This window comes from Azonexus sp. GW821-FHT04F04 (assembly GCF_059420025.1).
Genome location: NZ_JBWKSX010000018.1, coordinates 15,154 through 38,610 on the forward strand (window position 1 = coordinate 15,154; position 23,457 = coordinate 38,610).

At 61.1% G+C, this 23,457-nt stretch carries 32 protein-coding genes; 3 read left to right on the forward strand and 29 right to left on the reverse strand.

Annotated elements, in window-relative coordinates; all coding sequences use genetic code 11:
• Position 1: 1 nt before the first annotated feature.
• From trbC to AC07TV_RS21840, 17 genes are all read right to left on the reverse strand, one after another.
• The gene (gene trbC / locus AC07TV_RS21760) at positions 2–760 is read right to left on the reverse strand and encodes a type-F conjugative transfer system pilin assembly protein TrbC (RefSeq protein WP_494650442.1); all 759 of its coding nucleotides are present in this window, start codon (positions 758–760) and stop codon (positions 2–4) included.
• Complete coding sequence (gene traU, locus AC07TV_RS21765) at positions 747–1,775, reverse strand: conjugal transfer pilus assembly protein TraU (RefSeq protein WP_494650443.1); 1,029 nt, start codon at positions 1,773–1,775, stop codon at positions 747–749. The genes trbC and traU overlap by 14 nt, the downstream gene beginning before the upstream one ends.
• Entirely contained in the window at positions 1,772–2,407 is a 636-nt protein-coding gene (gene traW, locus AC07TV_RS21770) for a type-F conjugative transfer system protein TraW (RefSeq protein WP_494650444.1), read from the reverse strand. Before traW ends, traU begins: the two co-directional genes overlap by 4 nt.
• Positions 2,404–2,805, reverse strand: a complete 402-nt coding sequence (locus tag AC07TV_RS21775; RefSeq protein WP_494650445.1) for a hypothetical protein — start codon at positions 2,803–2,805, stop codon at positions 2,404–2,406. The genes traW and AC07TV_RS21775 overlap by 4 nt, the downstream gene beginning before the upstream one ends.
• A gap of 10 nt (positions 2,806–2,815) precedes the next feature.
• Complete coding sequence (gene traF, locus AC07TV_RS21780; protein WP_494650446.1) at positions 2,816–3,412, reverse strand: conjugative transfer signal peptidase TraF; 597 nt, start codon at positions 3,410–3,412, stop codon at positions 2,816–2,818.
• Positions 3,409–3,777 (reverse strand): hypothetical protein, encoded by a 369-nt coding sequence (locus tag AC07TV_RS21785; RefSeq protein ID WP_494650447.1) that lies wholly within the window; start codon positions 3,775–3,777, stop codon positions 3,409–3,411. The genes traF and AC07TV_RS21785 overlap by 4 nt, the downstream gene beginning before the upstream one ends.
• Positions 3,774–6,341 (reverse strand): type IV secretion system protein TraC, encoded by a 2,568-nt coding sequence (gene traC, locus AC07TV_RS21790; RefSeq protein ID WP_494650448.1) that lies wholly within the window; start codon positions 6,339–6,341, stop codon positions 3,774–3,776. The genes AC07TV_RS21785 and traC overlap by 4 nt, the downstream gene beginning before the upstream one ends.
• Positions 6,342–6,348: 7 nt before the next feature.
• The gene (traV, locus tag AC07TV_RS21795) at positions 6,349–6,930 is read right to left on the reverse strand and encodes a type IV conjugative transfer system lipoprotein TraV (RefSeq protein WP_494650449.1); all 582 of its coding nucleotides are present in this window, start codon (positions 6,928–6,930) and stop codon (positions 6,349–6,351) included.
• Between the two features lie 2 nt (positions 6,931–6,932).
• Complete coding sequence (locus AC07TV_RS21800; protein ID WP_494650450.1) at positions 6,933–7,745, reverse strand: DsbC family protein; 813 nt, start codon at positions 7,743–7,745, stop codon at positions 6,933–6,935.
• Positions 7,732–9,102, reverse strand: coding sequence for a TraB/TrbI/VirB10 family type IV secretion system protein (locus AC07TV_RS21805; RefSeq protein ID WP_494650451.1), 1,371 nt, complete (start codon positions 9,100–9,102; stop codon positions 7,732–7,734). Before AC07TV_RS21805 ends, AC07TV_RS21800 begins: the two co-directional genes overlap by 14 nt.
• Positions 9,099–9,914: a type-F conjugative transfer system secretin TraK gene (locus AC07TV_RS21810; RefSeq protein WP_494650452.1), complete on the reverse strand. Its 816-nt coding sequence runs from the start codon at positions 9,912–9,914 to the stop codon at positions 9,099–9,101. The genes AC07TV_RS21805 and AC07TV_RS21810 overlap by 4 nt, the downstream gene beginning before the upstream one ends.
• Positions 9,915–9,972: 58 nt before the next feature.
• The gene (gene traE, locus AC07TV_RS21815; RefSeq protein WP_494650453.1) at positions 9,973–10,539 is read right to left on the reverse strand and encodes a type IV conjugative transfer system protein TraE; all 567 of its coding nucleotides are present in this window, start codon (positions 10,537–10,539) and stop codon (positions 9,973–9,975) included.
• 17 nt (positions 10,540–10,556) lie between these two features.
• Positions 10,557–10,856, reverse strand: coding sequence for a type IV conjugative transfer system protein TraL (gene traL / locus AC07TV_RS21820; RefSeq protein WP_011288049.1), 300 nt, complete (start codon positions 10,854–10,856; stop codon positions 10,557–10,559).
• A gap of 29 nt (positions 10,857–10,885) precedes the next feature.
• Positions 10,886–11,236: a hypothetical protein gene (locus tag AC07TV_RS21825; RefSeq protein ID WP_494650454.1), complete on the reverse strand. Its 351-nt coding sequence runs from the start codon at positions 11,234–11,236 to the stop codon at positions 10,886–10,888.
• Between the two features lie 131 nt (positions 11,237–11,367).
• Complete coding sequence (locus tag AC07TV_RS21830) at positions 11,368–12,042, reverse strand: OmpA family protein (protein ID WP_494650455.1); 675 nt, start codon at positions 12,040–12,042, stop codon at positions 11,368–11,370.
• Entirely contained in the window at positions 12,039–12,587 is a 549-nt protein-coding gene (locus tag AC07TV_RS21835; protein ID WP_494650456.1) for a lytic transglycosylase domain-containing protein, read from the reverse strand. The genes AC07TV_RS21830 and AC07TV_RS21835 overlap by 4 nt, the downstream gene beginning before the upstream one ends.
• 186 nt (positions 12,588–12,773) lie before the next feature.
• Entirely contained in the window at positions 12,774–13,271 is a 498-nt protein-coding gene (locus AC07TV_RS21840; protein WP_494650457.1) for a hypothetical protein, read from the reverse strand.
• Between the two features lie 432 nt (positions 13,272–13,703).
• Between AC07TV_RS21840 and AC07TV_RS21845 the strand changes: the two genes are divergently transcribed.
• The 3 genes from AC07TV_RS21845 (at position 13,704) to copK (AC07TV_RS21855) (ending at position 14,876) form a co-directional block, all read left to right on the forward strand.
• Positions 13,704–14,096 carry a CzcE family metal-binding protein gene (locus AC07TV_RS21845; protein WP_494650458.1) on the forward strand — a complete coding sequence of 131 codons (393 nt, stop codon included), beginning with the start codon at positions 13,704–13,706 and terminating at the stop codon, positions 14,094–14,096.
• Positions 14,097–14,204: 108 nt separating this feature from the next.
• Positions 14,205–14,492: a periplasmic Cu(I)/Cu(II)-binding protein CopK gene (gene copK / locus AC07TV_RS21850; RefSeq protein ID WP_494650459.1), complete on the forward strand. Its 288-nt coding sequence runs from the start codon at positions 14,205–14,207 to the stop codon at positions 14,490–14,492.
• 105 nt (positions 14,493–14,597) lie between these two features.
• Positions 14,598–14,876, forward strand: coding sequence for a periplasmic Cu(I)/Cu(II)-binding protein CopK (gene copK / locus AC07TV_RS21855; protein WP_494650460.1), 279 nt, complete (start codon positions 14,598–14,600; stop codon positions 14,874–14,876).
• Here the strand turns inward: copK (AC07TV_RS21855) and AC07TV_RS21860 are convergent.
• From AC07TV_RS21860 to AC07TV_RS21915, 12 genes are all read right to left on the reverse strand, one after another.
• Positions 14,873–16,201, reverse strand: coding sequence for an HD-GYP domain-containing protein (locus AC07TV_RS21860; RefSeq protein WP_494650461.1), 1,329 nt, complete (start codon positions 16,199–16,201; stop codon positions 14,873–14,875). The two genes, copK (AC07TV_RS21855) and AC07TV_RS21860, sit on opposite strands and share 4 nt — an antisense overlap.
• 73 nt (positions 16,202–16,274) lie before the next feature.
• Entirely contained in the window at positions 16,275–16,517 is a 243-nt protein-coding gene (locus tag AC07TV_RS21865; RefSeq protein ID WP_494650462.1) for a hypothetical protein, read from the reverse strand.
• Between the two features lie 16 nt (positions 16,518–16,533).
• Entirely contained in the window at positions 16,534–17,196 is a 663-nt protein-coding gene (gene flgB, locus AC07TV_RS21870) for a flagellar basal body rod protein FlgB (protein WP_494650463.1), read from the reverse strand.
• A 111-nt stretch (positions 17,197–17,307) separates the two neighbouring features.
• Positions 17,308–17,598, reverse strand: a complete 291-nt coding sequence (locus AC07TV_RS21875) for a hypothetical protein (protein ID WP_494650464.1) — start codon at positions 17,596–17,598, stop codon at positions 17,308–17,310.
• Between the two features lie 181 nt (positions 17,599–17,779).
• Positions 17,780–17,986 carry a hypothetical protein gene (locus tag AC07TV_RS21880; RefSeq protein ID WP_494650465.1) on the reverse strand — a complete coding sequence of 69 codons (207 nt, stop codon included), beginning with the start codon at positions 17,984–17,986 and terminating at the stop codon, positions 17,780–17,782.
• 190 nt (positions 17,987–18,176) lie between these two features.
• Positions 18,177–18,524, reverse strand: coding sequence for a hypothetical protein (locus AC07TV_RS21885; RefSeq protein WP_494650466.1), 348 nt, complete (start codon positions 18,522–18,524; stop codon positions 18,177–18,179).
• Positions 18,525–18,754: 230 nt separating this feature from the next.
• Positions 18,755–19,258 carry a YHS domain-containing protein gene (locus AC07TV_RS21890; protein ID WP_494650467.1) on the reverse strand — a complete coding sequence of 168 codons (504 nt, stop codon included), beginning with the start codon at positions 19,256–19,258 and terminating at the stop codon, positions 18,755–18,757.
• A 106-nt stretch (positions 19,259–19,364) separates the two neighbouring features.
• Positions 19,365–19,631 (reverse strand): hypothetical protein, encoded by a 267-nt coding sequence (locus tag AC07TV_RS21895; protein ID WP_494650468.1) that lies wholly within the window; start codon positions 19,629–19,631, stop codon positions 19,365–19,367.
• Positions 19,632–19,752: 121 nt separating this feature from the next.
• Entirely contained in the window at positions 19,753–20,217 is a 465-nt protein-coding gene (locus AC07TV_RS21900) for a bacteriohemerythrin (RefSeq protein ID WP_494650469.1), read from the reverse strand.
• A 15-nt stretch (positions 20,218–20,232) separates the two neighbouring features.
• Positions 20,233–22,563 carry a heavy metal translocating P-type ATPase gene (locus AC07TV_RS21905; protein ID WP_494650470.1) on the reverse strand — a complete coding sequence of 777 codons (2,331 nt, stop codon included), beginning with the start codon at positions 22,561–22,563 and terminating at the stop codon, positions 20,233–20,235.
• Positions 22,564–22,773: 210 nt separating this feature from the next.
• Positions 22,774–23,160 carry a c-type cytochrome gene (locus AC07TV_RS21910; RefSeq protein ID WP_305679715.1) on the reverse strand — a complete coding sequence of 129 codons (387 nt, stop codon included), beginning with the start codon at positions 23,158–23,160 and terminating at the stop codon, positions 22,774–22,776.
• Positions 23,144–23,380, reverse strand: coding sequence for a DUF2933 domain-containing protein (locus AC07TV_RS21915; protein WP_305679714.1), 237 nt, complete (start codon positions 23,378–23,380; stop codon positions 23,144–23,146). The genes AC07TV_RS21910 and AC07TV_RS21915 overlap by 17 nt, the downstream gene beginning before the upstream one ends.
• Positions 23,381–23,457: the final 77 nt, after the last annotated feature.

Consider the following 23,457-nt stretch of genomic DNA (forward strand, 5'->3'; position numbering starts at 1 on the left):
CCTATCCTCTGATGCGTTTCAGAAAGAGTTCGGCGGCTGGACTGAAGCCAGGGGCAGAGCGCTGCATGTGCTCCAGCGCGTAATCCAGGCTGACGTCACCGGTTGTGCGCAGGAAACTGTCAGCGGGCGCGCAACTGCCGCTGGCACAGGGAACGGGACGTGTTCTGTCGCGCACCAAGACGAAGCTGGGCACCTTGCTGATGGCGAAGCGGTCGAAGGCCAGCGGATCGATCTGGATTGCCACCTGCTGTTTGCCGATCAAGCCCTGGATCTGGGAGACCGTTTCGCGCAGCGAGCCGTTGGCGAAGCCGCGGATGACGATGGCGGCTTTGGCCAGCGCCGCCTGGTCGACCAGACGTTGCAGTGTGGCGCGGGGCATGGTCAGGCTGACGAAGATGAAAAAGCCTGGACCCGTAGCGAGTCCCTGCGCCCGCGTCATCGCATCGGATTGTCCGGCATAGCCGCGGGCCAGCGCTTCCAGGTCGACCGGCACGGGCGTTGCCGGCTTGGGCAGCGCCTCAAGGTTCGGGCTGTTCTGCGGCGCGGATCGGCGCCCGACATCGATCGGCTGCGCGTACTTCTGCCGCGCCAACTCGATGTCTTGCTCGGTGACCGTGGGGGTCTCACGCCGGGCTCGTTCGATGTCCGCCTCCGTGACGACCGGAGTTGTCTGCGCCAGGGCCGGGCTGCCGATAGCAAGCGCGGCACTGAGTCCGAGGGTCAGGAGGGCAAGGGTTCGATGGAGGTTAGTAGCCGACACAGCAATTCCTTTTGCGAAACAACATGAAGGCGAAGTCCTCACCGCGCACCGGGTATTCCTTGCCGGCCCCCCAGAGTACGGTGGTCCGTCCGAAGGGCTGGCAGCAGCGGCCGCCTTCCTTGTCGGTGTTGGGAATGGGATAAGTGAGTTGGGTTTTGTAGGCGGTCTTGTCCATCACTGGCTCGAAGTACGGCCCGCACAGGCCGTCTTTGCCATGCCAGCCCCAGGCCACCAACTCACGGTGCATCTTGGCGCTCAAGCGCTGGGCCATCAGCGCGGCAGTCCGCACGCCACCCAGGTGGTAGGGGACGTGCCCATTGAGCGGATAGATGCCGCCTTGGCAACCAGCGCACCAGAACATCTCGCGGATGCCGAAGCCAACCGAGGCTGCGACGCAATCGGCGGCACAAGCGGAAATGGCGACTGGATTGGCGAACAGCACGGCATCGGGATTGAGGATCAGGGTGAGTTCGTCGTCGGCCCACAAGGGATCGACCTCGGTCATGTAGGCCAGATCGAAGGATGCCTTCTCCAGGCAGGGAAAATCGGTGACCACGTCTAGCCAGTACATCACCGGGTTCAGGTAGTAATGCGCCTGATAGAAACCGCCACCATCGCCATCGCCTTCCGGCCGGGTAAAGCGGGCCGCCTCGGGAGCAGGGATGCCTGGATCAAGGTCAACGCCGCCGAGGGAGACGAGGCAGAAGGGTTTGCGCACCACTTCGACATGGCGCGCCGGCTCCCAGAAGCCGATGGACAGACCGACGATCGGATTGACCAGGCAACTGCACACGGGGTTGGGTGGATTGTCGGTATCCTCCTGGTCGCCAAAGTTGGCAATACGCGCACTGCCAATGCTGATCGGCAGGATGCAGGACCAGCAGATGTCGGTGATCGGATTCGGAAACTTGCCGGTGCAGGTGGCTGTTCCGGCAGCAGGGGTCGGCAGGGAGGAGAAGCCGAGGAACAGCGCCAAAAGAAAATGGAGACTGTTCACGAAGCAGCGTTGGCTCATCGCGCCATCTCCAGTTCGTCGATCCGTAGGCGCAGTCCTTCCTGCGATACCAGGGCAGGAACCTGGGTGATGCCCAGGCGGCGGGTAAGCAGACCCTGCTGATCGAAATAGACCGGCATGCGCCATGACTTCATCAGCTCGAGGTAGGAGCCGCCGACCAGAATCGGCTTGACCCGCCCTTGATAGAAGGCAATCAGTTGCCGGGCCCGACCTACCTGGCGCGCGTCGCGCCCATCGAAAAAGAGCAGGTGCCGGGACAGCGATACCACTTCCAGCGGGTTCTTGCGGGTGCCGGCGGCAAACAGCAACTCGCCCCGGGGCCCGAGGATGTTGCGGTCGAGGCTGAAACTCGGGTCGAAGTAGAAGGTCCGGGCTGTCTCGGTCGAGTGCAGGCCGGCGACCGGCGGCGGGTTCTTGACGGTTGCGATGCCGCGTTCCCTGGCCTGTTCTTCCAGACGCTTGAGTTCGCCGCTGCGCTCCTTGTCGCGCAGGCGCCTTTCGATCATCTGCAGCAGATGCGGTTCGCTAATCTCATAGGTTGGCCCGATGATGCCCAGATCAAGGGCTCGCGCGCCCGGGGCGACCAGCAGCGGCGCGAAGAGCAGGGGCAGGGTGGCGATCAGGCGTTTCATCGCGTCGCCTTGCCCGGGCAGCGGATTTGTCCGGCGAGTTGTTCGCGCCCGGCGGTATCGCCCAGGTGGTTCGCGCGGATCAGAGCCATCAGTGCCGGATCGCCGTCACCGTCGGCGATTGCCCGGCGCAATTCGGCCGGCGTGAGGGCTCGGCCGCAGCGCCGTGCGAAAGCGGCGAGGTAATCTCGGGCCCCGGCTTCAGCGGCGGGAGCAATCTGTCGCAGCAGGCCGAGATAGTCGGCCAGTGGCATGTGGTTGTCGGAGATCTGCGTTCCTTGCGCTACTGGCGGGCTATCTGGGGGGCTCGGCAACGCGGCACCGACCAGAGGCGGCTGGGCCCATGCGCAGGAAAAAGCCAGAAGACTGAATAGTGCGAGCGTGAAGAGGGGACGGGACATGGCTGGCGGCTCAGAACAGCGGGACCACGACACCGATAACCTGCTCCGCCCGGACCAGGCCACTTTCCTGGTAGCGCGAGTCGAAAGAGTCGGGGCAGGTGCCCTGCACGTAGTAGTAGCGAGGCGGGATGACGGTCGGTGTGATCGGCGCGAGTGGCCGATGGTCGTAGGCTTGTGCCTTGGCCACACCGACGTCCTGGCCGTTGATGGCCACCTGCCGGCCGCTGACGGTTACGGTATCGCCTGGTAACCCGCGCACGATCTTGAAGAAAGGCTGACCGAGCAATCCCGGATAACGCCGCTGCGCCTCGCCGGCAAACGAGAAAACGATGAAATCGCCGCGCTGCACCGGGTGTGGGCCGTGCTGCAGCCAGGCAACGCGATAAGGCAGGCTCGGCGTCCAGTTGAAAAGGATAGGCACGCGCGGTGTCGCATCAATGAAGAGGCGGACATAGGCTAGGCTCCAGATGGCGACAATCGGCAGATAGAGATACCAGCGCTGGCGGGCATGGCGCAGAAAGTCGCCGACACACCCGAGGATTCGCCGCCTAGGGCGGGGTCGTGCGGCGGGAGTGGCGACTGCCGGTTGAAGAGGATCGCTGTTCATGGTGTAGTCACCTTTCTGCGCAGTGCGGCCGTCAGATCGACGGTATTCGGCGTCGGTCCGGCCACGGCCGCCTTGAGGACGACCAGGCAACCGCATTCACGCGGCAATTCTTCAAGGGCGACCGGCAGGCGCTGGGCAAAGCTTCGCGCCATGAACAGGGCTTTTTGCCGGTCATCCTCGGAACTGGCCTTGGTCAGGATCTGGGTAAATTCGGCTTCTTTGGCGCGGTACACTTCGGCCACGTCGACCACGCCGATGACCAGCGCGGGGCGCAGGACGAGACGGTCGTAGGTGGTCAGGGCGGCGCTCACCACAAGTAACGTCAGCAAGCCGTGGCGCAATAACTGGGCGGTATTCGGCTTCATACCGTATGCCCCCGATGGCGCAGCAACTCGCTGATCGCCTCGTCGATGGACAGGCCCTGGGCGCGCAATTCGTCGATCGGGGCGTTGTCTTCCAGCTTGTTGGAGAACAGCAGATGGGTGGCCCGATCTAGGATGTTGCGGGCGACGCCTTCGCCGACCGGCGACGAGATGTACAACTCGGAGAAGACGCCGGCCTCGGTGCGCAGGGAGTTCAACAGCCGCTTCTTCGGTTCGTCCATGGTCAGCCGGCCCTTGCGGTCGAGCATTTCGATGGACTCGGGTTTCTGGCGCAGCAGGAAAACCCAGTCCGAGCAGTTGAAAGCCGCTTCCATCTGGGTCGAGCCGTAGAAATCGTCGGCACTCTGGGTCGCCGTGCCAAGCGCGCCGCCGTACTTGCGGGCACGCCGGGCCGCTTCCTCAATGACCGCAGCCTTGACCGGATCGTCGGCGCCGATATCGCCCAGTTGCTGTTTCAGCTCGTCGACGAAGAGCACCTTGCGCCGGTTACGGGTGAGGTACATCTCGCCGGTGATCCGATGCAGCAGCAGGATATTGACCACCGCATGCAGGTCGGGCCGGCGTTTGAGTTCCTCGTTCTCGATGACGATGAAGTCATTGGAGAAGTCGATGTTGTTGCGGCCTTCGAAAAAGCGCTCGTATTGCCCGCCGCGGGAATAGGGGTTGAGCATGATGGCGAGGTCCTTGATGCGCTGGTCGCCAACGACACCCAGTTCTTCGATGCTCCCGCTCTTGAAAGCGTCGCGCAGGCCGGTGATGCGCAGTTCATTGCCGTATTCACGCCAGAGCTTGAGGACCATGGCCGAGATCGCCTTGTATTGCACCTCTTCCAGGGTGTGCTGCATCGAGCACATCTTGGCGATACCGGGCACCAGCATGTCGATGTCCTCGTTGATGTCGACGATGTGGGTGAACGGGTCCAGGCAGATATTCACGTCGGGTCGGAATTCGATATAGGTGCCCTTGGCCTTGCGGCACAGCTTCTCGAAACTGCGACCGAGATCGAGCATCCAGACCTTGGCGCCGATGGCGCGGTAGGACCAGGCCATTTCGTTCATCAGCACTGACTTGCCCGAGCCGGGGGCACCGATGATGGCGAAGTTGTAGTTGCCGAGATCGTTGTCGAAGATATCGAGCGTCATCAACTGGCCGCGCCGTCCCCCGAAAACCAGGGCCGGGGTGCGCGTGCCGCGCCACTCGGCGATCAGCGGTGCCATGTGGATGGCGTTGGCCATGGTCTTGCGCGTGACCCGGCGCATCTTGACCAAGTCCTTGTGAAACTTCTCGGTCAGCGTCATCGGCAGGCTGGCGAGTAGTGCCTGGCGGTGCATGTAGGCGTCGGCATTGAGTTGGAAACCGCGGCCGCGCCAGATCGCATTGGCGGCTTCGTGGGCGGCGACTGATTTGTTCGGGGCGGTGAATATCGCCAGTTGGTGGTAGAGGCTGACCAGGTTGCCGCCGGTGTCGATGGCATCGGCCGCTGCCGTCCAGTCCTGCAACTTCTTGTTGACGTCCGGCATGACGTCGGCCATTTTCGATTTGGCATTCTGCGTCGCCCGCACATGGTTGGCAGTGACCACCGACTTGGTAAGATTGGGGTCGAGGACCTGGACGCCGAGGGTGAGCAGAAATGGCGCGCTGTACTGCAAGGCCGGCTGCATCAGGTCGCCGATCAGCGACCCCATCTGCCACAGGGCAAAGCGTTCCGGAAAACTCTTGATCGAGTAGAAGCGCGCCTCCAGCACATCGGGACTGGCTTCCTTCCACAAGGTCAGGCCACTCGGATGCGGGTCCTGGATGGTGTCGAAATCGACGATCTGGTCGCGCAACTCGCGGCCGTCGTCGTAATTGAGGTCCGGTGCATCGGTCTGCGAGATGCGGTCGGGATTGGTGAACAGGGCGCACCAGTTGATCAGGTCGGCGGCATCGCAAACGCGGTTGGGCAACGAGGCCGAGCGCAGGCTGGACGACATCGAGTCGCGCAGGGCGAGCAGTTCGTCGCGCTTGTTGAGGTCTTCCGGATCGCCCGGGAAGGCGACGCTCAGCATCAGGCGGAAATCCCGGATCGTGTAATGAAAGCCGGCGGTCAGCGACTTCTGTGCCCCTTGCAGCAGGTGCTCGACGCGCTGCCGGGCCAGTTTGCGGAAGAGATTTCCGTTGCGCGCCGGGCGGCCCCATTGTTTCGCCTGCTCGGCCTGATCCTCGTCCTCGACCCGCAGATTGGCGTACTGGCGCAATTGACTGCGCACCTGGGGCGAGGCGAACAAATGGAACTGGATGCCGGTGCCGGGTGGACAATTGGCGTAGAGCGAGATCAGCACTTCCGCCATCCGCTCGTCGGCCCCCGACTGCGGCATCAGTTCGAGCATGACCCCCATGCTGTCGCGGTTCACGAAGATCTTCTCGGTAGCGAAATAGCCAGAGTAGGGCAGCCAGTTGGCGAACTGTTCGGCCGGTGTGTCTGCCGCCTCGCCGAAGGGAAAGCGCGTCACATGGGCGTGGTTGCGCGGGCGGGCGAAATGGGGATCGCTGTTGGTGGTGTTCATCTTGACCTCACTGCGCAGGGCTGGTGCCGGGCCCGGAAAGCGGCGGGCGTTGCAGCATCGGCAGGGGCGGTGGCGTACTGGCGCCGGGTTCGGCGGCCGCCTCAGTGGCTGGCTTGGGTGGCAGCTTCAGCGGTGCATAGACATCACGGATCTGGCGTTGCACGTGGTCGATCTGCCACTGGCCGTTGTCCACCTGGACATAGACGTAGCCCTGATCGTAGAGATCGCCGTCGGCGTCTTCCCAGGGTTTGATCCACAGCCGCAGGATGCGGGCCTGGGTACGTAGGGGAGTGGGAGTCACGGCCATCCCGGAAAGCTTGGCTGTTGCCAAGGAAACAGGACGTCCAACCGTGGGGGAGGCGTTCTCTTCGGATGTCTCTTTCTGCCGGCGAGCGGAGCGTTGGGCCTGCTGGCTGGGCAGATTGTTGTGCAGGGCGTTGGCGTAGGTGCCGGACACCGAGTCGCAGGCGACGCCATCGGGGGCTTTGCAGGCGTACTTCGAATCGCCGCCCAGGCCGGACATGTTCATGCAGGCGCCCAAGGGGAGAAGCAGGCAGACGGCACCGAGTCGCAAGATCAGCGTCTTCATGGCTATTTCTCCGGGCCAACTTGTGGAGTAGTCGCTGCGAGCCGTGATTCGATCAAGGTCCGTCCGACAAACCCTTCGCTACGGGTGCCATCCGCCCAGATCAGCGTGGGCGTGCCCTGCACGCCGAGTTGGCGGGCCAGCGCCAGGTTGCGACTGATCGGGTGGTCACAGGCAGTGGCGGTGTTGAGCAAGCTGTTGTCGCTGTCGAGCATCAGGCGCCGCCAGGCCGCCGCACGATCCGCTGCACACCAGATGGCGATCGGTTTGGTCTCACCGAGGAAAGGTAGCAGGAAGGTGTAGATGGTGATGTTGTCGAGGTTGGCCAGCTCCGCTTCCAACTGTTTGCAGTAAGGGCAACTCGGGTCGCTGAAAACCGCCACACGGCGCTGACCGGTGCCGTGCACAGTCTTGATCGCGTCGCTCAGGGGCAACTGTTCGAAGCGGATCGGTGATGCTGTGGTTGGCGGGTATTGCTGGGGCGCTTCATCGGGGCTTTTTGCCTTGCCGGCCTGCGCCAGTTTCGTGCCGGTCAGGTCTCTCATGCTCTGGGTGTCGAACAGATGACCAAAGAGAAAGTAGCGCGGCTGCCTGGCCGACACGTAGGCCACGTTGCCGTTCATCCGGACCTCGTAGAGGCCGGCGATGGGCGTGCGGGCGACGCTGGAAAACTGCGTTCCCGGATGTGCTTTCTGCAGGTCCGCCAGTAGCCGCGTCTCGTCGGGCGTGGCGGCGTTGCCGCTGAGCCAGGGGACGAGGAGGGTTGTGCTCAAGGCTGCGACGAGTGCTCGCCGGCGCATGGGTTTAGTAGTTGCCATCGTCCGAGGTCTCCAGATAACGGGTTTCAGGGGAATTGGCGAAGCGGGTGGAAGAGGACTCGCCCGTCGACATCGGTACATCGATGCGCACGCCCTTGGTAATCACCACATCGACTTCGCGGCCGGCGTCCACTTCGATGACCGGGAAGGTGTTCTCGGCGAGCTTGATGTAGTACTGGGCCAGCCGGTCTAGGGCCTTGCCGACGCCAGAGCCGAGGCCGGCGCGGTAGGCTTCGGATCCGGTGGCACTGGCCACAGTGCCGAGGGCCGAGGTGCTGTACTCGGTCGACGAGGTGGCCAGGCCCTGGCCGATGCCGCTGACCACGCCGGCCAGCAGGGCATTGGCGAGCATCTGGCCCTGCTTGGTGACCAGCCGCCCGCGCATGCCGACCTTGCCATCCTCACCGTAGATCGAGCCCTGAATCTTGACTTCCAGCGTCGCACCGTCGGTCCGGACGCAGGACAGACTCTCGGTCCGCAGGTAGGCGCGCTCGGAACTGATGTCGCCATAACCGGCGGCCACCACGAAGCACTCCCGGTATTCGGCCCGGAAACGGTTGGGCAGGAAGGAGTTGTCTGAAAGACGGATCAGGACAGGGTGTGGATTGGATTGCGATTGACCGCCGGTCGGCGCATCCAGGCCTCCCAGCAGCGTGCCACGGGTAAAGCTGACGGGGAGGAAGGTGGAAATGGTTCGGGTGGTTTGCGATCCAGCCCCGGCGGCGCGCTCGGCTTTTTCGCCGGTGTTGGCGAGCAGGGAGCGCTCGGCAACGCTAATCCGGGTAATTGCTGGCGTTTGCGCAATAAGTGGGCTCGGAGGCGGCAGATCGCCGGGCGTGCCGCTCGGCATTGCTCCGGCGGGCAAGCCCTTGGACGGCGGCGGCGCGGGTGGCAGGCTCGCCGCCGGTGGCATGGTCGGGACTGGCGTGGGTGGCTGGGGTGTTGCTGCTGCCTGCTGGGTCGACGTAAGACGTTGTTCCAGTTCGGCAAAGCGCTGCATCGTTTTCGCTTCGAAGGTTTGGCGATCCTTGTTGAGTCGTCCCTGTTCTTCGCGTTCGTTCTCGTACTGGGCAAGCTTGCGCCCGGCTGTGCCGACCCACTGATCCACCGGATTGACCTGAGCGCCGGGCGACATGACGCCGATGTTGGTGACCGAACTGGCCGGCCCGGCGGCGGGTTGCGTGGTGCTCGCGGGCGGACTGCTCGCGGTAAATGCGAAAATCGACCAGAGCAGCCCGACGCCGCCGGCCATCAGGGCGCCGAGCATGGCGTACTGGCGTTGTCGCGGGGACAGGTGCTGCAGCAATTGCTGCGGTAAGCCCCGCAGCGTCTGCATCCACTGACGCGGCGTCGTCATGGCGTCTCTCCACGGCGGATTACATAGACGCTGGTGCTCTCGCCGGGGCGAAGGTTGTGGTGCTCGACAGCGATACCGACCACATTGCCCTGCGCGCGGTCGAATTCCGGTTCGGCCAGCACCATGGGCGCATCGCTGATGTTCTGCAGCAGGTATTTCTCGCCGACCAGGCCGCGCCCGTCGTACTGGCGTACCCGGGAAAACCGCGCCTCGTTCCATAACGGGAGCGTGCCGTGGGTCTCTTCGACCCGGACATCCGGCGGTACCCGATCCGAAGCCATCGCCACCAACAGCGCCTTCATCGCTCGTACCTGGTTGGGTGACGGGCCGGCCTGAGCCTGAGCCTGAGCCGACGTCGCATGCTTCAATGCTTTCGGCGTCCTGTCGCGGATGAGGATCGTGTCGGCCGGTGTATCAGAACGGCGCAGCAGCAAGGTGTAGGTGGCGTTGGCCGTTGCGACGAAGAGGTTGATCGGCTTGGCGGAATCACCGACCGGCCGGACATAGATTTCGCCCTTGTCGCGGTCGCAGGTCAGCGCGATCTCGCCGGCCGGATTGATCGGTGATGAACCCGTACCGGCGGGCGCAATGCCCGGGGTGGCGGGAAGTGCTGCCGCCATGCCGCATTGGCTCGAATGGATATTGCCGAAGACATCGGTGATCGATGCCCCTTCGATGCGGATGCGGGTCGGTTCGCGGATTGACAGGATGGCTTCGACCGCCGCACCGTCGCTGGCCTCGACGAGTTGCAGTGCTTGGGCGGGCAGGGCCGTCATGGCGGCGATACAGGCGACGGCCAGCACAGCGCTCATCGTCCATCCGTGTTTTGTCGCAGGCTGGGGATCGGATCTGCATAGGGCAGGGTGGGTATCAGTTGCCGACATTGGCTATCTCCTTGAAGCTTTTCAGATGCATGCGCGCGCCGGCGTAGCTGAAGTCGACCCGATAGGCCTTGAGGTCGTTGGCCGTCTCGAAGCCATTGACCAGGGTGCGTAGCCGCCCGCGAATGACGACGCTCTGGCCTTCTTCACTGGGAACCAGTTGCTGGGGCGCGAACACGGTGGCGGCGTTGATGCGCTTCAGGCGTTCGGCTTCCACTTCCTGTCGGGTCTTCAGCGGGCCGTACTGCTCGGGTTCGACGTAGCCGAGCAGAATTTCCTTCTTCCAGTCGATTGAGGCCGGCGTCACGTCGAGCACCAGCCAGGCGATGAAACCACCCATCTGCTCGAGGTATTCGCTGCTCGCCTTGTCGCGGGTGACCCAGAAGGTCTTGTCGATCGAGGGCGGCACGACGACGGTCCGTACCGTACCGAGCAGGTTGAGGATGACTATCAGGGCGAGGATCTGGCCGGCGGCCAGTACGCCGACCGCCAGACCGAGCCCCCGGTTGCGGCGACGCATTTCCTTGATGTCGCCGTTGAGTCGTTCGAAGTCCATGGGTTCTTCTCCTTGGCTCAGCCGACCATGCGGCGGATGTGTGACGGCGGCGTGGCGCGCATGGTGGTCAGCGGACTGGCCGGCAGGTGCCAGTACAGCCAGTGGATGGCGAAGGCCGGATGCTTGTCCGCCTTGATGCGCGATATCCAGCGCGAGACGAAGATGCCCGCCGCCATGCAGACGGCGAACGAAGTCTTGCTACCGGACATGTAGCCCACGAAAAACATGAACAGGATCGGCGCGGCGACATCGACATCCCAGAAGCCGATCTTCCATTGGTCATCGAGACGCCGCGGGATATAGGTGTCTGCTTGCATATCGGTCTCCTGGGGTCGATGCCGGCGTTTCAGATCACCGCGCCCATGATCGCGCCGGCGATCACCAGACCGACGGCGGCGAAGATGGCGAGGCCCACGTAAAACAGGACTGGACCGAAGTTGCGTAGCGCGGAGAGCGAGATGAGCGCGACCACGAACCCGACGAAGCCGACCAGGGCCTTGATGCCGGGGCCGAGCGCGGCGATCTGGGTCAGGGCTGAAGTTAGCGGTCCGGTGATGCCGGTGAAGGCGACCAAGTCCAGGGCGTAGCCGGGAAAAGCGATGCCGAGGCCGAGAGCGATCGTTGCCAGCAGCATGGCGACCATGATCGGCTTGCGTGTAGCAAGACGAGGGGAAGAAACCAGCACAGCAGTGTTCATGAGTACCTCCGGGGAAGAGTCGAACGTTGAATGGGGGTGGAAAAGGCGGGTAGGCATCGGGATGCCCAGCGGGTGGGAGCGCGTGCTCGGCGGGTGAAAGGCTGCAAATACGGAGATCGGGCCGCCCGGCGTCATGGCGGCAGGCCCTCGTTCATCTGAAAGACCACCTCGACCCGGCGGTTTTGCGTGCGGCCGGCTTGGGTATCGTTCGGGGCGATGAAGCAGCACCCGCCTTGCGCCTTGATGGTCAGATCCGGCGTCAGCGTCGGATAGGTTTTGAGCAGATGGTCGCGGACCGCCAAGGCGCGCGCCAGAGCCAGCGAATCATTGAAGGCCAACGGCCCCGTGTTGTCGGTACGGCCGAAGATCGTGATGCGGCGTGTCGACTTCAGGTCAGCCATCGCCTCATTCAATTGGGTGCGAGCGACAGGGCTCAGCTTGGCGCTACCTAGTCCGAAACGCAGGGTGAGCGTGCGGGAGACTTCCTTCTTCGGTACCGGGGCTAACGGTGCAGCGGGCGGGGAGGGCTCGATTGGGATGGACGCATCGGTCCGCTTTGCCGATGGGTCAGGCGTTTCCAGCGCGAGCGTCTTGGGGGTACGGATCGGGCAGGCGGGTGGGATGCAGCGTGCAAACGTCGCCTGCCTGCCGAAATCGAGTTGGGCCAACTGTGCTGGTGCTGCGCGCTGCAGGATTGCCTGGTGATCGGGTGATACCGGCGTAGAGAACAGGCTGCACGACGCGGCCAAAAGGGCGCAGCCGCCCATGAGGCCGAGTGTCCAATGGCGTAGTGAGCCAAATCTCATGGCGCCACCCGCACCGACATCATCGCAAGCATTTCGCCCGAGGCCGCCGGCTTGACCACGCTCGGTGCCCTGATGAACTGGCTGCTGCGTTGGGCCGGTAATTGGCGGTAAACCCGCCAGGCGTATTGGGCGCGGGCCTTGGTGCAAGCCTCACCTTTTAGCTGCGAGCAGGCTGCGTTGTAGGCACCGACCGCATCCCATGTCGTTCCGTGCCGGGAAAACAAATCGGACAGCAGCCAGGCACCGACCTGAATGTTGGTGCAAGGAGCAAAAAGGTCCGATTCACTGATGCCGTGGCGTGACAGCGCCGAGAGATGACGGTTGTTGATCTGCATGAGTCCAATGTCGTAGGACCCGGTGCGCTGAATGTGCGAGCGGTTGACGGCCTTCGGGTTCAGGTTCGATTCGACTCGGGCGATCGCGTAGAGCAGGTCGGCGGACACGCCATAGCGCTGTCCTGCCTCTCCCCAGCAGGCCAATGCATGGGGAGAAAGCGTTGCCATGACAGCCAGGGTAGCCAGGGAGACAAAGGACGACGAACGCATGGATCACCTCTCGAACGGAATCGGGACAGACCGCCAGGCGGGCAGCCAGGTCTGGGTAGTCAGCGGTGAGCGGACTGCCTGGGTGGGATTCGGGTCGGTCCGGGTCTAACCGGGCAAGGTGACGATGAGCGAACGGGTCAGCGTGGGAGGGGTACGGCTGGGGGCGGATTTGAGGTCAAGTGGCCCTTAACCAGATGCGGTTAGACGCTCGAGTTGGGAACGCTCCACCATATTCAGGCGGGCCTGCTGCAAGACGCTCGTGCCTAACGGATCCGGCATCCGGCACAGTGCTACGCAGGCCGTTGTCAGTTGGTCGAGTTGGAACTTGGGGTTGGGGTGCCGGTTGGCGGGAGAGCGTTGCAACTCCAGCAACAACTGATATTGGCTTCGCCACATCGATTCGCGGCGGCGCGGGGTCTGCGGTGAACGCAGTACCAACTCGGTACCGAGGAACCGGAAGATGCGTGTGGGCGCATCCGGCAGGGCGAAGACCTGCGAAACGCAGGCGCTGATGAGGTCGGGGAAGCGAAAGGTCGGCGATACATTGGTCTCGCTGCGTAGCAACCGGTACAGCCAATCGTGCTCTTCGAGCCACAGACGGGTTTCGATGATCTCCTGCAGCCCGCTCTGATGCGGACGGGGAAGTGTGTTGTGCCGGTGCGTCGTCGATGCAGCAGTGAACATGGGCCTGACCTCGGTTCGGTGACGTATTGCGCTTGCGAGCGCATGGTTGAAGAGTAGGCGGTGCCACCTGGGACGTCTCCCGAGAATGGGAAGCTTATGAGGGGGATTTCGCCATCGAGGTCGGGAAAGGGGGGATCAGTGCATGGGTATGAAAGGTTGCTAGATCATCTGCGGTAAGTTTCATGAGGGCCTCTCCAACAAATGTGCTGACCACGTAAATTTTTTCAGGCGCATTTCATGGTTAATTTTCGTGATGGCCCAATCTGGGTATTTGGCTTGGCGGCATCTGGAAACCTGTCAGGAAATTACAAATTGGCTATCAGAAACGTAATCTCCAGGTCAGCGTCCTGTTGGTAGCGCACTCCTAAGATGACATCACGGTTGGACGAAAGAGGTCCGACACGATTAACCCGATCTCACAAGGAGAGAATCATGAAAACGAACATTGCCAAACTAACCCTGATCGCTGCTCTCGGTTTTTCTGTTGCCGGAACCAGCTATGCCCACGAGGACTACTCAGAAGGGCAGAGTTTGCACTGGCTTTCACATGTCTCGGAATCCAAGAGTCAGCCGACCACCAACCAACTCGCGCCCTACGGCTATGCAACTTCCAGCGCAGCTGCTCGGGTGGTGAATATCGACAGCGGCACCAAGTACCTGAATGTCACACGCCTCGAAACCATCCGGATCAATGTTGGCAGCAAGAGCGTCACCTGGACGTTCGATACCCTGGGCACTGCGTCGTTTCCGCTTGCCAAGGTTATTCCGGGGGCTGAGGGCGTGACGGTGTATGTCACGGAGAACCCGGCCTACACCGGCGGCTGAGTGAAAGATTACGAGGCGATGACACAAATGTCATTGCCTCGTCGGGGAGCTGACAGGTTCTCGTAGGTAGCATTGAAATGCAAGTCCATTACTCTCAAGGAGAAAGAAATGCTGAAAAAACTGTTGATGGTTGTCGCGATGAGCGCGGTGACCGCTACTGCGTTTGCTTCTGATGAAGCCCGTGCTGCTGCCAAGCAGGTGATCGAATTGAAAGACGGATCGACGGTCTACATCTTCAAGGACGGCAAAATGGGCATGGAGGATAAATATGGTCGCGCCATGCGTATGAAGAAAGACACCGTGATGGAAGCCAAGGATGGTCAGAAGATCATCATGCACGGCGACGAAGTCATGCGTCTCGATTCTCTGCTCAAGAAAGGGCATGAGGGCGGCTAATCGATCGACTCTCACGGAGCGTGAAGCGGCTATCAAGCAAGTTGAACGCTTGTAAGCGTTGCAAACAGAGGTATTACCAGTGCGTTAAATTAGTGGAGAAACAAAATGCTGAAAAAATTGTTGATGGTTGTTGCGATGAGTGCCGTTACGGCGACCGCATTTGCCGTGGATGCGGCACAGGTTGAAAAATCGATCGAGTTGAAAGATGGCTCCACGGTCTACATTTTCAAGGACGGAAAAATGGGCATGGAAGACAAACTTGGCCGCGCGGTGCGCATGAAGAAAGACACCGTGATGGAAGCCAAGGATGGCCAGAAGATCATTATGCATGGTGACGAAGTCATGCGTCTCGACAGTCTGCTCCATAAGGATCATCGCGGCTAAATCACCGACTGTGTCGTTACGAAAGCGGCTCCTTCTTCGGGGGCCGTTTCTGTTTTGAAATAGCGGGAAAGCAACATGCGCATTCCCTGCCGCAATTCGGCATCGTCAACCTGCACCGCCTTGGTGTACAAGCCAGGCGCAATCTTGATGTATACGGCAACGACCAACGGGTCGAAATGTTGACCGGCATCTCTCTCGATAATGCTCAGCGCTTCAGCGAGCGTCATCGGCTCCTTGTAGGGGCGTTTCGAGGTTAGTGCGTCGAAGACATCAACCACTGCAAAAACGCGGGCAATACGGGGAATCGCCTCGCCGCGCAGGCCGTCTGGGTAGCCAGCACCGTCAAACCGCTCATGGTGATGGCGAATGGTCTGCGCCGCGCCCGCCAGCCAACGGTTCCCGGCGACGATCTCGGTGCCGAGCAGGGAATGGCTTTTCATGATTTCGAATTCCTCGGCGGTCAGTTTGCCGGGTTTGAGCAGAATGCGGTCGGGAATGCCGATCTTGCCGACATCGTGCAGAAAAGCGCCGACCACCAAATCGGCAATCTCCTTTTCCGGCAGGCCCATCGCCTCGGCCAAAGCGACTGCATAGTAAGTGACCCGGTAGTTGTGGGCGTCGGTATCCGAATCCCGCTTGGCAACGGCGTTGCCGAGGGAGTGCATCAGGGAAAGATTGGAGTCCAGCAGGCGTCGGGACAGCCCGGTCGATTGCTGCAGCATGGCCAACAGCAAGGGATAGAGTAGCAGTGCCGTGAGCAGGACAGACAAGGTGGCGGTCAGGGCTGCGGCGCGGACTTGTTCTCGCTGAGCTAGCAAGCTTTCCTCATCGAGACGGCTGACGCCTTCCACATAGCCGGCCAGCGAATCATCGCTCCCGAACAATGGCAAGACGACTTGGATCAGCCGTTCGCCTGACACTTCGATCCAGTTTCGGTGACTTTGACCGCGTTCCGGCCAGTCATGCTGCCGGGACTTGGCGGCAGCGACGAGGGTTGCCGGAATATCTTCCCAAGTTTCGTAGATCAGCGCTCGGCTCGGGCTGAATACGCGAATGCCGACAAACCGGGTTCGATCCAGCAGGCGGTTGAGTGTACCGTGCTCCTCCTGTGCTTTTCCATCAAAGGCCATTTGCATGGCCGGCGACTCGAAGTGGCGGGCGCTGGTCGTCGCGCGATCCAGTGCCGCTTGCTCGGTCCTCGACGTTTCGAGCAGGTACGAGCCCCCTCCTGCTGCCAGTCCGATCAAGATCGAGGTGGCTCCCAACTTGCTAGCCAGCATCCAACGCAGTTGCCGGGGAGTTTGCGGTAGGGTGGCGTTTTTCATTTGGGCGGGGCGCCTTCCGGGTTGGCGGTGTAAAAGCCGGTTTGGGCATTCATGATGGGCATGAGTTGATCGATCACTCGTTGATGATCAGGATAGCCTTGATCGGGTCGATGGGCCCAAGATCGTGCCATGCATCACGGGGCGCGACGGTTTTTTGCTCATTGCAGCAACCGTGATTGCACTCCACAAACCAACGTTTTTGCAGCACCGTTCGGCAATAGTTATAAGTCAAAGTCTTGGGATTACAACCGACGGCCGCGGCGAGCATACGACAGGTGCAGCGATCACCATGTTCAGGAGGTTTGCGAAGTTCCATGGAAAGGCGATGTCATTTATTTCAAGGACTGATACAACTCCATCAGCATTTTGAAGTGGCCGCTAACACGATCAACTGAAAACTGGTACATGATCGAGTTATCGGAAAACTTGGTGCGCTCGACATCCATATCGACCGTGTTGCCGTCCGCGCTATCCTGGCTCGGCACCTGGTATTTGAGAGGATACGGTGGCTGGGAAGAAACGGCCGCCGCGGAAATGTGGCCGCTGCTGGTCGTCGTCAGCATTGTCGGTGGTACTTGGGAGGCCGATCGGGCGATGCGCATGGCTTCCTCGACATTGATGTCCACAGCCTTATAAGCGGGGGTATCGGCGTTGGCGATATTGGAGGCAATCAACTGCTGGCGATAGGCGCGCACCCCAAGGGCCATTTCCTGAACGCCATGTTTTTCCCCGCCATGCGCCTGACTGGACAAGGGGAAATGCTGAGAGTGCGGCTCGTTACTCGATGAGGTCAGGCTACCACCATGCCTCTCGTGCTGAGCATTACCCGTAGCGTTGCCATGGTTGCCATGGGGCGATGCTGCTGCACGTTGACCGATGGCTTGCGAAAGGGCGTCACCAAAAGAAGCGCCCACCGTGGCACCGTGATTGGCGTGGCTGCCATCGGCCGGGGGCTGCATTGGTGGAGAGTTGGTGACTGCATCGATTCGTGGCATTGGCGGCTTTATTCACTTATGCGCACGAACTCGCTTGGGGGGCATTGGGTGTTGGCTAGTGTGCGCCTAGCAGCAAGGTGCTGGAGCAAGGCCCCGCCATTGCACAAGGAATCATTTCTTCGCCAAACTGCTCAGTACCTGCCGTTGAAAATCAGTGCAACAGGCAAGTGTCGAGGCCCAATGCTCCATGACGGTCCGACTCGTTTCCACAATGAAACCGGTCGCATCGCCCCCTTGCCACGACTGACCATCGGTTTCAGCCTGAGCCAGAAGCGCGCGAGCCGACTGTCCATTGATTTCCATCAGGCGCTCGCAACATCCCAGCCCCAAATTGCCAAGATTCAAGGTCAACTCAAGTTGTGACTGACACTGGCTTTTCAAACGATCAGCAGCTTCCAGCATTTTTTCTTCCTTTATCCTGGATATTGAATAATTGCAGTATGCGTCGAGGAGACTGACGCCTACATAACTCCGCGGTTACAAGTTTGTCATTCAAATGTCAGGTGCAACAACATAGCGGGCGGGAACCGTTTTTGGCCAAACTGTCGGCCCAAGTGCTTTTCACCCAAACACGTTCCCCAACTCAGGCGACGATGTTGATTAGCGTCCCGGTGGTTTGGCCCTGAATATTCACAACCGGCGGTAACGTTTCCTCTGCTTGGCGCTGTGAGACTTCTTGCGCCCTGACTTCCTGGCGTTCGGCTTGTTTTAGCTCTTGGGTTAGTGGACTTTCGACAGGCTGGCGCGTAGCGCTGGTGATGGTATTGCGGCTAATGGAATCGATAGCCATGAAAATCTCCTTGAACTTTGGTTTGACTCAATCAAAAGGGCGATTACTTGTCAGTCCTCGCCTTTTTCCTTGTATTCCTTTGGCAATTTGTGGGCGATACCTTGTGGCTGTCGAGAGTGGCGGCGCGCTATTCATTTCGGATTACGCGACGCGAACGTTTCGGGCAACGGATTGCCTGCCGTATCGGCATCTATTTACCGGAACTGCCGGCCAATTGGCGGTGTGCCTGTTCCAGGGTGCGCGCATCCTTGGCGGCATTGGTGAACTGCGCCTGCAGCGAACGGCAGTGAGATTGCATCGCCGCCAGATCGCCTTTCGGGCGGCTCGCGTAGGAGCGCCCCATTTTTTCGTGCCAAGCCGCTTCGGCATCGTAGCTGGCCGCCTTCTCCGCGAAATAGGCAGCTATTCGCTGGTGCTCGGCGGCTGTGGTGGCATTGGCAATGCTCGCCGGAATTTCACCGACCGACGGCACCGAGGTGCATGCCGTTAGGGTCAGAAAGGCAATCCCGGCAAGAATTGGAGCGAGTGCGATACGCATGATCTTCTCCTCTGCTTGTAATGGTGTATCCAGTGTGCGACCCGGCGACTGTCGACAACATAACCATCGAATTACAAAGCAGTTGGCGAAATGTCATGATAAATCCGGGCTTTCGCGACGCGTCAATGCAGCCCGTAGTCGCATCGCAGGCATTGGCTCGCAGCACTCGGCGCAGGTGTAATTCGACACAGGTCCGGAAAAAGGCAGACGCCGTCGTTTCGCGGGTTCGGTCAGCGCAACCTGGTAGGAGGCCGGTTGCAGCAGGCTCCGGGTCCGGGGTGGGCGGCATTTTCCAGCTCGCTGGCTTCCGCCAGTTTCCAAAGGCGTCGTCTGAAGCCATGGAACCCATCTTTAAACCGCAAGCTCTCGGCGGTGGCCACCGCTTCGATTTGGGAGAGGATGGTTTTCCTCAAATCGTATTCGACCAGCAGCTGGTTTTTCCCCGTGATGACGGAGATTACCCCAATCATTTCGCCGACACGTCGGCCGGCGCGTTGGATGTCCGATTCGTTGCCGTTCGCCAGTCGCAGTTTGCGTCGTTTCGGGATGGGGCGGATATCGGCAATCCGCTGTGAGCCGGTGTAGAGGGCCGGGATATCATTGAAGCGTTCGAGGCAGTGGGCCGAGCAGAAGTGGTAGAGCATGCCGCGATAGGTGATGAAGCGTGAGGAGCGAGCGACCTCGATAGCCATGCCGCACACCGGATCGCGGCTTGTGGTCACGGCTTTTGTCACGGTCGCTCTCCCTCCCGGCTTGGCGCCATCTCAATCAGTGCCAAGCCGTATACCAAGTCAGCAGAACTGTGCAGGCTTCTGCGAACAGCCTGGTAACGAAAACCCGTTATTTCATATCCCGGGGGTGGTAGTGCTTGTCCTTGTCCTGCGCAGCATTCTTCTTGTCGGGATCAACGGCGGCAGGCGCCTTTTGCGGAACGCCGGTTTTTTCTTCAACGTGCGAGTGCGGCTTGACTGCCTTGGCGGGCTTGGCGCCTTGCTCCATCTTCATTTCTGCGGCAGGCGCTGCTTTGTCGGCGTCGGCGGCTTGGACTCCCAAGGACAGCGCGGCGGTGGCCAACAGGATTGCTGAAAGCGTGGATTGCAATTTCATGATGGTTCTCCAGAAGAGTGGTAAGAAATGTCGGATCGCTGATAAATACCTGACACTTCGAAGTCTGCGCTTTCGCAACTGTCACCGGGATGACTTATTGATTACATTCATGTCAGGAAACTCAGGTGCAATCTGATGTTGAGGAGTATTCCGTGAGGGCTGAACTTTCTATGAGATACGGCTTACAGTCCAAATCTGATACGAGGATATGGTGAATCCACCATTCGGACAGGAAACGGAACACCCCGGTCTTGTCCAGTTCGCCGTGCACTGCGGAGAATAGAAAATCGACTAGCGCGGTTTGGAATCGTTCATGCTCTTCGGCGTGCTCAGCCAGCATCGGGTAATGTCGCGCAAGCAGCAATTCTTCTTCCTTCGCAAAATGCTCTCTGGCACAGACAGCCATTTCGTTGAGGAGATCATGAAATTTTTCACAACTTTCTGGACCGGCGCTCTCCAAGCATTTCTCCGACTCCGCACACAGTAGCAACATCTTTTTATGCTGCTGGTCGATGATGGCGTTCCCGACGCTGTAGCAGTCGCGCCATTCGTATTGGGTAGTTATGTCAGGCAATCGTGAGGACATCAGCAGATCTCTGTTTTATTGTTGCCCGCGCAGACGCAGCGCATTGCCGACCACGCTGACCGACGACAGACTCATCGCCGCGGCCGCAATCACCGGCGACAGCACCAGCCCGAAGAAGGGATAGAGGATGCCGGCCGCGACCGGTACCCCGAGGGCGTTGTAGAGGAAGGCGAAGGCCAGGTTCTGGCGCATGTTGCCGACCGTTGCAACAGAGAGCAGACGGGCGCGGGCGATACCGCGCAGGTCGCCCTTGACCAGCGTGAGCTGGGCGCTATTCATGGCGACGTCGGTGCCGGTACCCATGGCGATGCCGACATCCGCTTTGGCCAGCGCCGGGGCGTCGTTGATGCCATCGCCGGCCATCGCCACGACGCGTCCCTCACGTTGCAGGCGTTCGACCAGCGCCAGTTTGTCGGCCGGCTTGACCTCGCCGTGCACCTCCTCGATGCCCAGACTGGCCCCGACCGCCCGGGCGGTGGTCAGGCCGTCGCCGGTGGCCATCACGATGCGCAGCCCGGCCTGGCGCAGGATGGTCAGGGCTTCCTGGGTACTCGCCTTGATTGGGTCGGCGACCGCCAGCAAACCGAGCAGGCGGCCGTCGGCCGCCAGATGCATGACGCTGGCGCCGCTTTGGCGCAGGGTTTCCGCTTCCTTGCCAAGGGCGTCGATATCAACGCCGTCCTCGGCCATCAGCGCGGCGTTGCCGAGGGCCAGGCGCTGGCCGCCGACCGTTCCGCGTACGCCGATGCCGCTGGCCGATTCGAACTGCTCGGCCTTGTCGAGGGCCAGCCCGCGTTCCCGGGCGGCGCGGACGATGGCGTCGGCCAGCGGATGCTCGCTGCCCTGGTCGAGGCTGGCCGCCAGGCGCAGCACTTCGTCCTCGGCGATGCCGGGTGCAGGCAGCACGCGTTCGAAGGCCGGCCGCCCTTCGGTCAACGTGCCGGTCTTGTCAACGATCAGGGTATCCACGTCGCGCAGCCGTTCGATGGCCGCCGCGTCGCGAAACAGAATGCCCTGCGTCGCTGCGCGGCCGGTGGCGACCATGATCGACATCGGCGTCGCCAGCCCGAGGGCGCAGGGGCAGGCGATGATCAGCACCGAGACGCCGTTGATCAGACCGAAGACCCAGCCCTGCTCGCCACCGAAAATGCCCCAGGCGAAGAAACTGATTAGGGCGATGGCCACCACGACGACGACGAAATAGCCGGCGACGACGTCGGCCAGCCGCTGCAACGGCGCCTTCGAGCGCTGGGCCTGGGCGACCATCTGGACGATCTGGGCGAGCATGGTCTGGGCACCGACCTTCTCGGCACGGATGACCAGGCTGCCGGCGGTGTTCATGGTGGCACCGATCACTTTGTCGCCGGGGCGTTTCGTTACAGGCAGCGGCTCGCCAGTGAGCATCGCCTCATCGACGGCGCTCGAACCTTCGATCACCGCGCCATCGACCGGAACCTTCTCGCCAGGCCGTACGCGCAGCATGTCGCCGAGATGGACATGAGTCAGCGGCACATCCTCCTCTATTCCGTCCGGGTTAATGCGGCGGGCCGTCTTCGGAGAGAGGCCGAGCAGCGACCTGATGGCGGCCGAGGTTTGCGAACGGGCGCGCAGTTCCAGCATCTGGCCAAGGAGGGTCAGGGAAATGATGACCGCCGCTGCCTCGAAATAGACGCCGATGCGGCCGTGGGCAACGAATGATTGGGGAAACAGGCCGGGGGCCAGCGCCGCTACGACGCTATAACCGAAAGCAGCGCCGGTTCCGAGGCTGATCAGTGTCCACATGTTCGGGCTGCGGTGGACGAGCGACTGCCAGCCGCGGATGAAAAACGGCGCCCCGGCCCAGAGCACGATGGGCAGGCTGAGCAGCAGTTCGGCCCAGGTCCGGACCAGAGGCGGCAAGCCTTCCAGCCGGTGGCCGGCCATCGCCAGGACGACCACGATAATGGTCAGTGGCAGGCTGGCCCAGAAACGGCGGTGGAAGTCCCGATATTCGGCGTTGTCCTCGTCCTTATCGAAATCGGGCAGCAGCGGTTCGAGGGCCATGCCGCACTTGGGGCAGGTGCCGGGGCCGATCTGCCGGATTTCCGGGTGCATCGGGCAGGTGTATTCGGCATCCGGAATGGCGGGCTCCGCCGCCTGCGGAGCAAGGTAACGCGCCGGTTCCGCGTCGAATTTCGTTTTGCATTTGGCGCTGCAAAAGCGGTAGTTGACGCCGTCCAGATCCGTCGCGTGGGGGGATTCCGGTTTGACGGTCATGCCGCAGACGGGGTCGATGAAGATACCCGACGTAGCTTTCAAGACCGACGACGAATGGCTGTGATGTTCACCTGAGTGTTCGCTGTCCATGGCAACTCCCCTTTAATCAAAAAAATCACAATTACGCGATTTGCTCAAAGTTAATCCAGCCGCCCCATGGGCCAATATCGAAAAAAATAGGCCTTGCTCAGCAGCAAGGCCGTTAGCAACGGTCGCGCAGGAGAGAAAGCCGACCGCAAAAGGTATCCAGCTAAAGTTGCACAGGCTCCAGCCAGATTTTTCCTCATGACTACTTTCTATTTAGTCGATACCGACCTTGCGCTGCTCGCTGCGCACATAGGCCGTGATGTGTGCCACGTCGTCGGGTGTTACCTGCGGCACCGGCGCCATGTCGCCGAATTTCCAGTGATGGGCGCGCACGCCGTTCTTCACGGCGAGTTGGAAAGCGGCATCGGCATGGTGCGAGGGCTCATAGATGCGGTTCAGGAGTGGCGGCCCCTTATCCGAACCTTTCAAGTTCGTACCGTGACAGGCCGCGCAATGTTTCGCGAATAGCGTCTTGCCGGCTACCGGATTGGGCATCAGGCCGGGGCTGGGTTTGGGCACCTGCCAGCCTTGGGCTTGCACCGACAGGCTGATCAATGCCATCAGCCCCGCGGCGAACTGTCGCCTACGAATTCTGTTCATTGCTTCCTTCTGCCTTGCCGTGACCGCCATGTCCACCGTGACCGAAGAAGTGCATCAACGGACAAAGCAGAAGGAGCAAATAAATCCACCGTCCGGCTACGTGCTCCCAATGCTCGCGAATGATGAAGAACCCTAGGATGACCGCGATCATGGCAACGACGACCGCGCCACGAGACCGATACCACGGCTCGGCGTGATGATGTGCAGATTCTGCTTTCATGAGCGGACTCCTTGTACTTGATAGACACCGGATGAAGCGGTAGAACAGCAAATGAGCGGGCGGGTTGTCGTGCCTTG

What these genes read in the sequence shown, in the direction of transcription:
- AC07TV_RS21810 (WP_494650452.1), bottom strand. Translation starts at nt 9,914, where the DNA reads ATGAGCGCTGTGCTGGCCGTCGCCTGTATCGCCGCCATGACGGCCCTG.
- AC07TV_RS21775 (WP_494650445.1), bottom strand. Translation starts at nt 2,805, where the DNA reads ATGTCCCGTCCCCTCTTCACGCTCGCACTATTCAGTCTTCTGGCTTTT.
- AC07TV_RS21865 (WP_494650462.1), bottom strand. Translation starts at nt 16,517, where the DNA reads ATGGAACTTCGCAAACCTCCTGAACATGGTGATCGCTGCACCTGTCGT.
- AC07TV_RS21880 (WP_494650465.1), bottom strand. Translation starts at nt 17,986, where the DNA reads ATGGCTATCGATTCCATTAGCCGCAATACCATCACCAGCGCTACGCGC.
- AC07TV_RS21915 (WP_305679714.1), bottom strand. Translation starts at nt 23,380, where the DNA reads ATGAAAGCAGAATCTGCACATCATCACGCCGAGCCGTGGTATCGGTCT.
- AC07TV_RS21860 (WP_494650461.1), bottom strand. Translation starts at nt 16,201, where the DNA reads ATGAAAAACGCCACCCTACCGCAAACTCCCCGGCAACTGCGTTGGATG.
- traF (WP_494650446.1), bottom strand. Translation starts at nt 3,412, where the DNA reads ATGAACAGCGATCCTCTTCAACCGGCAGTCGCCACTCCCGCCGCACGA.
- traW (WP_494650444.1), bottom strand. Translation starts at nt 2,407, where the DNA reads ATGAAACGCCTGATCGCCACCCTGCCCCTGCTCTTCGCGCCGCTGCTG.
- traC (WP_494650448.1), bottom strand. Translation starts at nt 6,341, where the DNA reads ATGAACACCACCAACAGCGATCCCCATTTCGCCCGCCCGCGCAACCAC.
- AC07TV_RS21830 (WP_494650455.1), bottom strand. Translation starts at nt 12,042, where the DNA reads ATGAGATTTGGCTCACTACGCCATTGGACACTCGGCCTCATGGGCGGC.
- AC07TV_RS21845 (WP_494650458.1), top strand. Translation starts at nt 13,704, where the DNA reads ATGAAAACGAACATTGCCAAACTAACCCTGATCGCTGCTCTCGGTTTT.
- copK (WP_494650460.1), top strand. Translation starts at nt 14,598, where the DNA reads ATGCTGAAAAAATTGTTGATGGTTGTTGCGATGAGTGCCGTTACGGCG.
- AC07TV_RS21805 (WP_494650451.1), bottom strand. Translation starts at nt 9,102, where the DNA reads ATGACGACGCCGCGTCAGTGGATGCAGACGCTGCGGGGCTTACCGCAG.
- AC07TV_RS21905 (WP_494650470.1), bottom strand. Translation starts at nt 22,563, where the DNA reads ATGGACAGCGAACACTCAGGTGAACATCACAGCCATTCGTCGTCGGTC.
- traE (WP_494650453.1), bottom strand. Translation starts at nt 10,539, where the DNA reads ATGGACTTCGAACGACTCAACGGCGACATCAAGGAAATGCGTCGCCGC.
- AC07TV_RS21895 (WP_494650468.1), bottom strand. Translation starts at nt 19,631, where the DNA reads ATGAAATTGCAATCCACGCTTTCAGCAATCCTGTTGGCCACCGCCGCG.
- AC07TV_RS21785 (WP_494650447.1), bottom strand. Translation starts at nt 3,777, where the DNA reads ATGAAGCCGAATACCGCCCAGTTATTGCGCCACGGCTTGCTGACGTTA.
- traU (WP_494650443.1), bottom strand. Translation starts at nt 1,775, where the DNA reads ATGAGCCAACGCTGCTTCGTGAACAGTCTCCATTTTCTTTTGGCGCTG.
- AC07TV_RS21900 (WP_494650469.1), bottom strand. Translation starts at nt 20,217, where the DNA reads ATGTCCTCACGATTGCCTGACATAACTACCCAATACGAATGGCGCGAC.
- traL (WP_011288049.1), bottom strand. Translation starts at nt 10,856, where the DNA reads ATGCAAGCAGACACCTATATCCCGCGGCGTCTCGATGACCAATGGAAG.
- AC07TV_RS21800 (WP_494650450.1), bottom strand. Translation starts at nt 7,745, where the DNA reads ATGGCAACTACTAAACCCATGCGCCGGCGAGCACTCGTCGCAGCCTTG.
- AC07TV_RS21910 (WP_305679715.1), bottom strand. Translation starts at nt 23,160, where the DNA reads ATGAACAGAATTCGTAGGCGACAGTTCGCCGCGGGGCTGATGGCATTG.
- flgB (WP_494650463.1), bottom strand. Translation starts at nt 17,196, where the DNA reads ATGCCACGAATCGATGCAGTCACCAACTCTCCACCAATGCAGCCCCCG.
- AC07TV_RS21875 (WP_494650464.1), bottom strand. Translation starts at nt 17,598, where the DNA reads ATGCTGGAAGCTGCTGATCGTTTGAAAAGCCAGTGTCAGTCACAACTT.
- AC07TV_RS21825 (WP_494650454.1), bottom strand. Translation starts at nt 11,236, where the DNA reads ATGAACACTGCTGTGCTGGTTTCTTCCCCTCGTCTTGCTACACGCAAG.
- traV (WP_494650449.1), bottom strand. Translation starts at nt 6,930, where the DNA reads ATGAAGACGCTGATCTTGCGACTCGGTGCCGTCTGCCTGCTTCTCCCC.
- AC07TV_RS21840 (WP_494650457.1), bottom strand. Translation starts at nt 13,271, where the DNA reads ATGTTCACTGCTGCATCGACGACGCACCGGCACAACACACTTCCCCGT.
- copK (WP_494650459.1), top strand. Translation starts at nt 14,205, where the DNA reads ATGCTGAAAAAACTGTTGATGGTTGTCGCGATGAGCGCGGTGACCGCT.
- AC07TV_RS21885 (WP_494650466.1), bottom strand. Translation starts at nt 18,524, where the DNA reads ATGCGTATCGCACTCGCTCCAATTCTTGCCGGGATTGCCTTTCTGACC.
- AC07TV_RS21835 (WP_494650456.1), bottom strand. Translation starts at nt 12,587, where the DNA reads ATGCGTTCGTCGTCCTTTGTCTCCCTGGCTACCCTGGCTGTCATGGCA.